Here is an 11,950-nt window from a genome sequence, read left to right on the forward strand (position 1 = left end):
CAAGGTTAACGATTCTGAATTGAGGTCCAAAGGCAGGTTAAATATCGGCGCCAGAATAGAAAGAGGCTTCAGACACCAACCAAGGGGTACGTAAGCCAGATGTTAGGCTAGATAATCTTTGTGGTTTAGCGATGGCGTAGCCTTGGGCATAGTCGACGCCTAAGTTTTTCAACAGATAACCCACTTCGACGCTTTCAACGAACTCGGCAATGACTTCAAACTCCATATCCTTACCTAGCTGGCAGATGGCCGCGACTATGGCTTTATCACTCTTATCCTGACACAGGTTCACCACAAATTGACCATCAATTTTGACAAAGTCTACGTCTAAACACTTAAGATAAGCAAAACTTGAAAAACCAGAACCAAAGTCATCTAACGCCAATTTACAACCTAGAGGCTGCAATAAATCAATCAAGGCAGTGGCTTGATCTAACTGACTCACTGCGGCGGTTTCGGTTATCTCAAAACAGAGTTTATCCACCAGTTCAGGCTCCACCATGAGGCGCATTTCAAGCCAGCTCATAAACTTTTGATCCCCTAATGACAGGGCAGACAGGTTAATGGATACCATGGTCAGCTGTTGCCAAGTCGCTAAGTTATTTGCCCCCCACTTAAGCAAGTTATCAATCACCCAGCGGTCGATACGGGAGGCCAAATTGTAACGTTCAGCCGCTGGCAGAAAAATGGCTGGCGACACATAGCTGCCATCTTTTTGCACCATGCGCAGCAAGACTTCCATATGAAGGCCAGTGTCAGCTTTTTCTAAGGGTTCAATCAGTTGATAAAACAGCTCAAACTCATCCAGCGCTAAGGCGCCTGTGATATCCACCGAAGCCAGCATCTGATTGTAAAGCTTACTTATCTGCGGATCATCTTTACTGTAAAAATGCCACTGATTACGGCCTTCTTCCTTGGCTAAGCGGCAAGATGCATCGATTTGACTCAAGACGGTATAAATATCGCCCGCATTTTTATCAAGCTTTGCCAGCCCCATGCTAACGCTGACATTGTGCTTAACCTTGCGCCATTGAAACTCATGTTCTGACAGCTGCAGGCAAATGCGTTTTGCCACTAAGGTGGCCGACTCTTGGGTTGCCGAATACATTAATATGCCAAATTCATCACCACCAAGGCGAGCAACCACATCACCTTTACGCAGCAAGAGCTTCAAGCGTTTTGCCACTTGGCATAACAACTCATCACCGGCTTGATGACCGCTGACATCGTTAATCACTTGAAATTGATCTAAATCCAGAAAAGCCACACAGGCATTGGCGCTATCAGGATCTTTCAGAGCCTCATCCAGCAATAACTCAAACTGCACTCGGTTAGGTAAACCCGTCAATACATCGTGATTAGAGTGAAACGACAACTCATCGGCTAAGCGATAGCGCTCGGTGATATCTTCAGCCAACATAAGGAGTTGGGCCTTATCATCGAGTGCATGACAAAAACTCAGTTTAAACCAGTGACGCTGACCCGATAACAATAACGGTACCTCACACCATGCCTGCCTTAGCAAACCTTCCCTGACTATGTGCAGGGTGTCGTGCAGCATGGCATGATCATCCACATCCAAGAGAGTAAATACACTGGCTGTCAGTTCAAGAGACAGACTATTTTTAGCGATATGGTTCAGGCCCATCACCCTGTTATCGCTATCTATCAAGGCGCAAGGAATAGGCAACTGCTGAAATAATTCTTGGTATTGGCGGTCTTTCTTGGCGATGGAGAAACTTAATGCTTGCAGCTCAAGGGATGAAGCTAAGTGGTAGGCATGTTTATCTAATACTAAGGCCAAAGGTTTATGGGTGATGACCCCAAGTACTAGCCAGGTATCACCCACGTTACAGGGGCGACTCATCATCAGGCTGTGCTCAGTAAGCACTTTTAGGGCATTAAGTGCCCGTTGCGGCAACATTTCAGTGGCAAATTTTGCATCTTTAGCCGCAAATACGGATTCAAGATAGTTATCATCGCTAATCAGACCATCAATGGCACTATTGATCACCTGATTGACGGCACTATTAGCCTCTATTCCTTGCTTGGGCTTTACTTGGCGAGTGTTAATTGTTGGCTGTGGCGGCTTCTCATCAATCCAGCGCACATCATGGGGGAGTATGCCGCCAAACGCTTGATAATCGTTAGGATGGTGAAACACAATAAAGGCCGCATCACAGTTAAGCTGAGAGCAAATACTGGCAAGCTCGTTGCGCGTTAATTGTCCATAGGCCTCGGCCTGACTCTGAGAAGACAAATCGATTTGCTGTGTATTTAATCTTGCTAGCGCCCAATCTTCCATCGATTTAACAAGACTTCCTTAACAACAAACATGGTAGATAATAAAAGCGGCACTAAAACCCCCTATAAACCTGTAGGCGACCTTTCTAGTGCGGACTGAAATATAAACGGCGAGTATCGCCTAAAGCGGCTATTAGTTTAGCATCAGTTGACGTTACAGTAGCAAGATAAAGATGGCTAGTTTTTTTAGCGTTAACCGTGATTTTACGCGGCTTCTGTCGCATTGTTGCTGGCAAGAAAAAAATACACCAAAAAGGTAAGAGTCCTAAAGAGAGCACCAAAAGAGAGCACTTATTGCTCAGTTAACACTTGCCATTAGATAAGGATAAACGAGCTTGATGAGTGAGTTAATTAAATGAACCCAGAAAAACAGAGTCCAAATAATCAAAATTCTATTGAATTTAAACGATTATTTCTGGGTTTTTCAATTCCAGCCAACCAGACTGAACTCTTGACTGCACTGCAGCAACAGCTTACGCCTCACTTAAACTCTGACGCCAAGGCTATTGCTGCAGAAAACTTTCACCTAACCTTGTTATTTTTAGGTGGATTCCCCACCGCTCAGTTACCGCAACTGCTAACGACAATTGACACGCTCAGGCTCGCTTTATTTAATCAAACCTTGACCAAGTTATGCTTTTGGCCTGGGCCCAAAATCCTCTGCCTTAAGGGAGAAGCCTGCCCGAACCTCGCCGATTTAGCCGAACAGGTAAGCACGCAGTTAGCCCCCTTGATACATAACCAGGCGCACAACCCCTTAATAAAAGAGCACTGCTACACGCCGCACATCAGCCTGTTTCGCAAAGTAACACGCTTTAATCAGCACCAAGCTGAGCCCTGTCTTCCTGAACGACAAATTAACTTAGCTCCACGGGAGTTACATTTATATGAATCCCGCTCGGTGAACACAGAGCAAAACGGCAAAGCTCAAAGTTCAGTGCGGTATCAAATTCTTCATAGTTGGCCACTTATGCCAATGAAGAGTGAAGCGTAACCACGTCGAGTCTGACAACACGCAAAATGCACATAAAAAAACGCCCGCGATGCAAGATCGTGGGCGTTGTGTTGACTTTAGTGTGTCGCTAAGGCTTATTCGCCTTTTAAGATCTCGGCAATAGTTAGCACGCCATGAGTGGTCGCGCCAGCAGCCCAAAGTGCTGAACCTGAATCATCAAATGCACCCGCTAAATCCATGTGCAACCATTTTGCTTGTGGTGAAACGAAACGCCATAGGAATCCAGCTGCATTTGATGCACCACCTGCACCGCCGCCTTTCACTGGACGACTGTTGGCTGTATCGGCATAGGCCGATGGGCACATGTCTTTGTGCCATGCATCGAGTGGCAGTGGCCATACACGCTCGGCCACACTGGCCGCTTTCAGCTGTGCCAATTGCAGAGTTTCAACTTGTGGCGAGAAAATCGCGTTATAATTTGCACCCACGGCCATCACTGCAGCACCGGTTAAGGTAGCTGCATCTATGATCAATGGCGCGCCAGTGTCAGAGGCCGCTTGCAAGCCATCGGCGAGCACTAAACGGCCTTCCGCATCCGTATTAACCACTTCAACGGTTACACCATTTTTATAAGTTAAGATGTCCCCTAACTTGTAAGCACGGCCGCTGATTAAGTTTTCGGCGCAGCATAAAAATAGCTTAACCCGTTTGTTCAAACCGCCTTTAATGGCAAGGCCTAAGGCCGCGGTCACTGTGGCAGCGCCGCCCATATCGCACTTCATGCCTAACATGCCTTCCGATGATTTGATGCTATAACCACCAGAGTCAAACGTAATGCCTTTACCCACTAAGGCCACAGACACTTGGGCATCTTGACCCAATGGATTGTAATCAAGCTCAAGCATCACAGGTGGACGCTCACTACCACGGCCAACCGCGTGCAGGCCAATCCATTTAGCTTCCAGCAGGGCATCGCCTTCAATAATCTTGAAGCTCACCTTGTCGCCGCCAATGGCTTTAAGCCACTGAGCCGCTTCTGTTGCTAAGGTCAAGGGTGACTGATCTTCAGGGGTGTCGTTAATGAGCTTACGGGCAAAACTTGCCGCCTCGAATCTTTGGTTCAACTGAGCTTTTTCAATTTCAGTGCCGCACCAACGCACTTGGTAGCCAGGCTTAGCAGTGGCGAAACCTTGAGCGAAAGCCCATTGGCTGTCTAGGTTCCAAAATTCACCTTCGAGTTGCACTTGGCTGATGCCTTGACCGCGAATTTTTCTTGCTGCCATCTGAATTTGGCGTAACTCATCGCTGCCCATAAGGTGGATTTTGGCTTGATTGCCCTCAAAGCTCACATCCGCTTTACCCCAGATGCTGGCAGGTGCTTGCTTGCTAAGGCTAACTATCATCATTTCCATTACAGTTTCCTTTAAATTGCTGTACTGCGACGCGACCGGTTTTTCGGCCTAATGGCATCAGTGTACTGGATCCCTAAGCTTAGGATAATCCCTAGGACAAAATTTGTTACCATATGCCCCATTACCCTCACACTGAGTTTAAGCATGCAATACTCCCCTAATTTGGCTCACGGTACTTTGTTAAGACGTTACAAGCGCTTCCTGGCCGATGTACTGCTGGACGATGGCACAGAAATCACGCTGCATTGCCCCAATACGGGTTCGATGAAAAACTGCCTGTTTCCCGGTGAAACTGTGTGGTTTTCAACATCAAACAACCCTAAGCGTAAATATGCCCACACCTGGGAGCAAAGCAGCACCCCTGACAAGCAGTTAATCGGCATCAATACCGGCCGCGCTAACGCCTTAGCAGAAGAGGCCATCAATCTTGGGGTGATCAAAGAATTGACTGGCTATGACAGGCTACAGCGTGAAGTCAAATATGGTGAAGAAAATAGCCGCATCGATATCCTGCTTAGCAGTGACACTCGAGCAAGCTGTTATATTGAAGTTAAAAGTTGTACCTTATTAGAAGAGGGTTCAACGTCAGGCAGAGGATATTTTCCAGACTCTGTGACTGTCCGAGGCCAAAAACACTTACGTGAACTTATTCACATGGTAAAACAAGGACATAGGGCGGTATTACTTTTTGTAGTTCAGCACTCAGGTATTAACAGCGTAAGCCCTGCAAGGCATATAGATGTAGCCTATAGCGAATTATTCACTCAAGCGCTCGACGCGGGAGTCGAAGTATTAGCCTATCAGACACAAATGTCGCCTCAGGAAAGTCAAATACTGACTTCTTGCCCTGTGATAACTTAAGTTGTATTGAGACAAAATACTCGGAAAATTATTTGCCACACTATAGAGATTCTGTTATAGATAGCGGCCATAAATTTAAGACGCCCTTAAAACGCAAAAGATCACAGGAGATGCGTTATGCCAGAAGGCACTAAAAAACTCGGCGTACTCGCTATCGCAGGAGTCGATCCTTACCAAGAGAAAGCCGGTGAGGAATACATGAATCCAAAGCAGCGAAGTCACTTTAAAGTGATCCTCGAGGCTTGGCGTAATCAATTACGTGAAGAAGTTGACCGTACCCTATCTCACATGCAAGACGAAGCGGCAAACTTCCCAGATCCGGTCGATCGTGCTGCTCAAGAGGAAGAATTCAGCTTAGAGTTACGCGCTCGTGATAGAGAACGTAAACTCATTAAGAAAATTGAAAAAACCCTGCAAAAAATTGAAGAAGACGATTTCGGCTTCTGCGATTCTTGTGGTGTTGAAATTGGTATCCGTCGCTTAGAAGCGCGTCCAACAGCCGATCAGTGTATCGATTGTAAGACGTTAGCCGAGATCAAAGAAAAGCAAATGGCGGGCTAAATTGAGACTTAATGTCTCAAGATACCGACCCAACAGGGCGAGCTTAGGCTCGCCCTGTTTATTTATCGACTATTAACATCATTAAGGTATTTAGGTGACTGCTCTATATCGAGGCCGTTTCGCCCCTTCCCCTTCTGGCCCCTTGCATTTTGGCTCCTTAGTCGCCGCGCTCGGTAGCTACTTACGTGCTAAAAGTCTCGGCGGTCAATGGTTAGTGCGCATCGAAGATATCGACCCCCCCAGAGAAATTGCCGGTGCTAGCAGCCAAATACTCAAGACGCTCACAGCATATGGTTTTGAGTGGGATGAGGACGTGCTTTATCAAAGCCAGCGCACAGCAGCTTATCAAGCTCAAATAGACAGTTGGATAGCCCAAGGCCAAGCCTATTTTTGCCAATGCAGTCGCAAACAAATTCAGGCCATGGGCGGCACTTATGATGGGCGCTGTAATCGATGCAGCCCAAAGTTAACCTCGGGTGCGGTGCGTATCGTTAATCACAGTAAAATCGACCGCTTCGATGATGTGCTAATGGGCACTATCATTCAAGATGCTCACTTTTCTGGGGAAGATTTCATCATCAAACGCAGCGATGGTCTCTATGCCTATCAGCTGGCTGTAGTGCTCGATGATGCGTATCAAGGCATCACTGAAGTGGTCAGAGGCAGCGACCTATTGCAGCCCACGGTGAGACAAATCAGCCTCTATCGCTCATTAGGTTTAGCTGAGCCCGGCTGGCTGCATCTGCCATTGGCTTGCACTGAACCTGGCTTCAAGCTTTCCAAGCAAAACCATGCTCAGGGAATTGACTTGCTAAACCCAGGCCCTAGCATCAATGCCGCCTTAGGCTTTTTAGGCCAAGCCGCGGTGGAGTTAGCCAGCCCAACCATCATGCTTGAACAAGCCGTAGCCCAGTTCAAACTTGAAGCTATCCCCGTAAAGACAGAAATTCTGTTGTAAATTTAACAGGTCTAGGCCGCTAACATGTGTATCGGATATACTCATTCTCGACTAATTGGTATATGATAGCCGCCATATTTTTACCCTATTCACTTAAGTCGTTCGAGGTGTATTATTTTTCGCCGTATAAGCCAATTCTGCAAACAGCTTTTTAGTAGCAACGAAGCTGCGCCGACCGAAGCCGCACTAGACTCTAGTGGCAGCTTGCGTCTTGATATCATTTCCAGAGATGGTCACGATATTTCTCGGAGACAGATCAGTGAAAATGCCCTTAAAGTTCTCTATCGCTTAAATAAATCAGGCTATAAAGCCTATTTAGTCGGCGGTGGGGTTCGCGATATTTTGTTGGGTTTAGAGCCTAAAGACTTCGACGTGGTCACCAACGCCACCCCTGATGAAATCAAGGCCCTGTTTCGCAATTGCCGTTTAGTCGGTCGCCGTTTTAGATTAGCGCATATCGTTTTTGGTCGTGATGTTATCGAAGTCGCCACTTTCCGTGGTCATCACGGCGAGAACAGCGACAACATCTCTAAATCGAATGCCGAAGGACGCCTGTTACGTGACAACGTTTATGGCGAAATAGATGAAGACGCCGAGCGCCGTGATTTCACAGTCAACGCCTTATATTATGATATCAGTGATTATTCTATCCGCAGCTATGGCGGCGGCATGGATGACTTGCGCAATAAAAGCATCAAGATGATTGGCGATCCTGAGACGCGCTACCGTGAAGATCCTGTGCGTATGTTAAGGGCGGTTCGCTTTGCCACTAAATTAGATATGCAGATTGATCCTGTCACTGCAGCGCCTATTACTGAGTTAGCAAGCCTATTGGCCGATATTCCAGCTGCGCGCATGTATGAAGAAGTGCTGAAACTCTTTTTTGCCGGCAAAGCTGAAGCCAATTTCGAATTAATGCTAAAATTTGGCTTATTTGCGCCGCTATTCCCACAAGTTCAGGCCCTATTGGACGAGTCACCAAAAGGTGATACCGCCCGTATGGTGCGCGCCATCATGCGCAATACCGATCTTCGCGTCAGCCAAGACAAACCTGTCACCCCCGCCTTCTTCTATGCCGCTATGCTTTGGTACCCCCTTAAGCGCCGCGCCGAAGATATGGCGATGGAAATAGGCCTAAGTGCTTATGATGCTCACGTTGCCGCCATGGGTGATGTGATGGAGCAGCAGTGTCAAACCATCAGCATTCCTCGTCGTTTTAGCACCCCGGCAAAAGACATTTGGCAGTTACAGTTACGTCTTGAGCGCGGCCAAAATACCCGCTCCTTCAAGTTATTCGAGCATCCAAAGTTCCGCGCAGCTTATGATTTACTGCTGCTTAGGGGCGAGACAGAAGCTGGCACTATCGCCAAATCGGCCACTTGGTGGCAAACCTTTGTCGATGCCGATGAAGACACCCGTAGCAAGTTCGTGAAAGAATCGAGCAAGGGCGGTAGTCGCAATCGCAGCACAGGCACGAGAAAACGACGTAAGCCAAGTGCCACAAACAGTGCTGCTAAGAGTGCTGCCCCAAGCGCGAATAAAACTCCCGATTAATCATGGCATTGGTGTATATCGCCCTTGGTGCGAATCTAGACGAGCCACTACAGCAGCTTAACCATGCCAGCAAGGCATTGGCTAAGCTTGCCGAAGGTGACAGCCTTAAGTTGTCACCTTTTTATCGCTCTGTCCCCATGGGGGATATTCCCCAAGCTGAATACTTCAATGCCGTAGCAAGTCTACGCACGTCATTGTCTCCGATAGCATTATTGGACGCACTGCAAGCCATAGAGTTAGCTCAAGGCAGGCAAAGACTGGTGCGCTGGGGACCCAGAACCTTAGACTTAGATTTACTACTATATGATAACCTCTGTCTTGATACTGACAGGCTTATTCTGCCTCATTACGGCATGAAACAACGCAGCTTCGTACTGGTGCCTCTATTTGATATCGCCCCTGAGTTAACCCTGCCTTGTCAGACTCCGCTGAGGGAGTTGATAACCCCTGCAATGCGTGATGAATTGCAAATCCACCTACAGTAAATTTGACCTCCTAGCTCAAAGCGGTAAGCTAGAGGGATTAAGCAATAACCTTTACCTTTGAAGAGTTTACTATGTCAAAAGTCACTAGCTCTACCCTGTTGAAATTTAAGCAAGAAGGCACTAAATTCACCTCGATAACGGCATATGACGCAAGCTTTGCTGCCGCCTTTGACAGCGAAGGGATAGACGCCATTTTGGTGGGAGACTCTTTAGGCATGGTACTCCAAGGCCATGATGACACCTTACCTGTGACCACAGCTGACGTGGCATATCACACAGCTTGCGTGCGCCGGGGGATCAGCCGTGCACTGCTCATCGCCGACATGCCTTTTATGAGCTATGCTACCCCAGAGCAAGCCATGACCAATGCCACCACCTTAATGCAAGCGGGTGCCAATATGGTCAAACTTGAAGGGGGTCATTGGCTACTCGAAACTGTCACCATGCTGACCCAAAGAGGGATCCCTGTCTGTGGTCACTTAGGCTTAACGCCACAATCTGTGCATGTATTTGGCGGCTTTAAGATGCAAGGTAAAGACGAGAAAAATGCCCAGCGCATCTTAGATGAAGCCTTAGCCTTGCAAGATGCGGGGGCTCAGTTGTTAGTACTTGAATGCATCCCAGCAGCCTTAGCCAAAACCATTACTCAAGCCGTGGCTATTCCAGTAATAGGCATAGGTGCAGGGGCCGATACCGACGGTCAAATCTTGGTGATGCATGATGTGCTAGGGATCACCAGCGGCTATATTCCCAAATTTTCGAAAAACTATCTAAAGCAAACTGGTGAAATCCGTTCAGCCATCAAGGCTTATATTGATGAAGTCGCCGCCGGCGATTTCCCCAGTGAAGAACACACCTTAGTGTAAAACACGCTTAAATCGCACCATATATGGTTAAACAAAAGATTTCACCCAACGTAAGGTAACGCAGCAAGATGATCACCAGCTCAGATGTCTCAACAATTCGTGCCCAAGTAAGAAGCTGGCGCAGTCAAGGCGAGTCAGTCGCCTTCGTGCCAACCATGGGTAATTTGCATCAGGGACACATCACCTTAGTTAAGGAAGCCAAACTAAGAGCCAAACATGTGGTGGTCTCCATCTTCGTAAACCCAATGCAATTTGGTCAACATGAAGATCTTGATGCCTACCCTCGCACCTTAGCCGCCGACAGCCAAGCCTTAATCGATGCTGGTGCGGCCTTGTTATTCACTCCGACGGCACAGACCATCTACCCTAAGGGATTACAGCAACAGACCTTTGTTGAAGTTCCTGAAATTGGTGATGTCTTTTGTGGTGCCAGCAGGCCGGGACATTTTCGCGGCGTCGCCACTATCGTCTGCAAACTGTTTAATATAGTGCAGCCAGACATTGCCCTCTTTGGTCGTAAGGATTTTCAACAATTGTTAGTCATCAAACACATGGTGAATGACTTATCCTTAGGCATAGATATTATTGGTATCGATACCATACGTGAAGCATCGGGCCTTGCCATGAGCTCGCGCAATGGCTATTTAACCCCAGAGCAAAAACACACGGCGGCGACAATCAAGCGCGCCCTGGATTTAATCGCTAACGCTGTGCGTCAAGGTGAGGCCATAGACAAAGCCACTGCCGAAGGCGAGGCCATGATAGTGCAAGCAGGCTTTAAACTGGACTATTTAAGCGTCTGCAATGCTGACAATTTACACCCTGCACAGGCTGATGATAAACAACTGGTCATATTGGTAGCCGCGTATCTGGGCACCACTCGCCTAATCGACAATCTTTGTTTTAGCCGCTAGTCAATCATCAACACGCCCGCTCTATATACTCATTAAAAAGCAGCTAGGCTGCTTTTTTTGTGGTTAATTCCCTAGCGCCATGATGTTAACAAGCTGTTCCGCCGCTGGTATTGGATAGTATAAGATAGCGATATCCAACAAAAAACTCTGGCTGTTAACTGGTTTTATAACCAAAGATAAGCCATAGTAATGAACGTTATTATGGCGTTATATCCAAATTTTGCCTGACCAAAGGACTGTTAACTGCATGTTGAGAACGCTTCTCTTCTTCATTTTATGTCTATGGCCTTTACTCGGCCATGCCAATGATATCTACAAATGCATGAAAGACGGCAAGGTCGTCTTCAGTCAAAATGCCTGCCCTGACGATTTTAGCCAACATAAGATTGAATATCAGCTTGGGATCACCACAGAAACCGACACAGATAAGCGTGTACAAGCCAACGATCCTTTAAAAGATATTCTCAGTAACGGCGGCACCATTTCAGTTGAAAAATTAATGCTTTTACTCGATGGTGAACTCTACCGTCTCAAGCAAGAAAACAGTTACTTCAACATCATACGTGCTAGTGAAATACAAAAACTGGATCGAAAACGCTATTGGCAAAAATTAGAAAAAACTGATGCTAAATATCTGTCAGAATTGGCAAGTATTAATCAAAGATATGATGAGCTTATTGCCAGTAACCTAAGCATGATAAAACTGCTTAATGATAGAAGAAGCCAAATTTTAGCCGCCATCCCTGAAAAGCCAGCCGACTAAAACCCGCTTTAGTTCATACTAATCTGGTTTAAATACCCCGATCACTGCGCCTGTGGCTTTCTGAGCCACTTTCTCATCGGTTTGCTGCTCGCGATAATCGCACTCGGTGCATTCTATGGTTTCTATGCCGTGCTCTTTAAAGAGTAAAATACTGTCTCTGGCACCACATTTGGGGCATTTGGCACCGGCAACAAAACGCTTTTTTATCTTAGTCATTAGCCTTTTTCCACGGTAAATTTCTGTTCAATGGCGCTATTTTAACTGCTTATCTGGCATAACGTCTCTCTTTTCCCTAACTAATACCAAATAAGTGCCTT

The 11,950-nt window shown here is 46.9% G+C and carries 12 protein-coding genes; 9 read left to right on the forward strand and 3 right to left on the reverse strand.

What is annotated here, in order from left to right:
- Positions 1–37: 37 nt before the first annotated feature.
- Complete coding sequence (locus tag SDEN_RS16460) at positions 38–2,305, reverse strand: putative bifunctional diguanylate cyclase/phosphodiesterase (protein ID WP_011497587.1); 2,268 nt, start codon at positions 2,303–2,305, stop codon at positions 38–40.
- 354 nt (positions 2,306–2,659) lie between these two features.
- Here SDEN_RS16460 and thpR point away from each other — a divergent pair, with 354 nt between their 5' ends.
- Positions 2,660–3,298: an RNA 2',3'-cyclic phosphodiesterase gene (gene thpR / locus SDEN_RS16465; protein WP_011497588.1), complete on the forward strand. Its 639-nt coding sequence runs from the start codon at positions 2,660–2,662 to the stop codon at positions 3,296–3,298.
- Between the two features lie 95 nt (positions 3,299–3,393).
- On the opposite strand, the gene pepB is transcribed toward thpR, so the two are convergent.
- Entirely contained in the window at positions 3,394–4,671 is a 1,278-nt protein-coding gene (gene pepB, locus SDEN_RS16470; protein ID WP_011497589.1) for an aminopeptidase PepB, read from the reverse strand.
- A gap of 144 nt (positions 4,672–4,815) precedes the next feature.
- On the opposite strand from pepB, the gene sfsA reads away from it, so the two are divergent.
- The 8 genes from sfsA (at position 4,816) to SDEN_RS16510 (ending at position 11,633) form a co-directional block, all read left to right on the forward strand.
- Entirely contained in the window at positions 4,816–5,532 is a 717-nt protein-coding gene (gene sfsA / locus SDEN_RS16475; RefSeq protein ID WP_011497590.1) for a DNA/RNA nuclease SfsA, read from the forward strand.
- A 117-nt stretch (positions 5,533–5,649) separates the two neighbouring features.
- Positions 5,650–6,093, forward strand: coding sequence for an RNA polymerase-binding protein DksA (gene dksA / locus SDEN_RS16480; protein ID WP_011497591.1), 444 nt, complete (start codon positions 5,650–5,652; stop codon positions 6,091–6,093).
- A 94-nt stretch (positions 6,094–6,187) separates the two neighbouring features.
- Positions 6,188–7,051: a tRNA glutamyl-Q(34) synthetase GluQRS gene (gene gluQRS / locus SDEN_RS16485; protein WP_011497592.1), complete on the forward strand. Its 864-nt coding sequence runs from the start codon at positions 6,188–6,190 to the stop codon at positions 7,049–7,051.
- 219 nt (positions 7,052–7,270) lie between these two features.
- On the forward strand, positions 7,271–8,605 hold the full coding sequence (locus SDEN_RS16490) for a polynucleotide adenylyltransferase PcnB (protein ID WP_041406477.1): 1,335 nt from the start codon (positions 7,271–7,273) through the stop codon (positions 8,603–8,605).
- A 2-nt stretch (positions 8,606–8,607) separates the two neighbouring features.
- On the forward strand, positions 8,608–9,090 hold the full coding sequence (gene folK / locus SDEN_RS16495; protein WP_011497594.1) for a 2-amino-4-hydroxy-6-hydroxymethyldihydropteridine diphosphokinase: 483 nt from the start codon (positions 8,608–8,610) through the stop codon (positions 9,088–9,090).
- A 71-nt stretch (positions 9,091–9,161) separates the two neighbouring features.
- The gene (panB, locus tag SDEN_RS16500) at positions 9,162–9,956 is read left to right on the forward strand and encodes a 3-methyl-2-oxobutanoate hydroxymethyltransferase (RefSeq protein ID WP_011497595.1); all 795 of its coding nucleotides are present in this window, start codon (positions 9,162–9,164) and stop codon (positions 9,954–9,956) included.
- A 68-nt stretch (positions 9,957–10,024) separates the two neighbouring features.
- Entirely contained in the window at positions 10,025–10,870 is an 846-nt protein-coding gene (gene panC, locus SDEN_RS16505; protein WP_011497596.1) for a pantoate--beta-alanine ligase, read from the forward strand.
- A gap of 247 nt (positions 10,871–11,117) precedes the next feature.
- The gene (locus SDEN_RS16510) at positions 11,118–11,633 is read left to right on the forward strand and encodes a DUF4124 domain-containing protein (RefSeq protein ID WP_011497597.1); all 516 of its coding nucleotides are present in this window, start codon (positions 11,118–11,120) and stop codon (positions 11,631–11,633) included.
- A gap of 18 nt (positions 11,634–11,651) precedes the next feature.
- Here SDEN_RS16510 and SDEN_RS16515 read toward each other — a convergent pair whose 3' ends face one another.
- A complete protein-coding gene (locus SDEN_RS16515) occupies positions 11,652–11,849 on the reverse strand; it encodes a YheV family putative zinc ribbon protein (protein ID WP_011497598.1) in 198 nt (65 codons plus the stop codon).
- Between the last annotated feature and the right edge of the window lie 101 nt (positions 11,850–11,950).

Source organism: Shewanella denitrificans OS217, from assembly GCF_000013765.1.
Classification (GTDB): domain Bacteria; phylum Pseudomonadota; class Gammaproteobacteria; order Enterobacterales; family Shewanellaceae; genus Shewanella; species Shewanella denitrificans.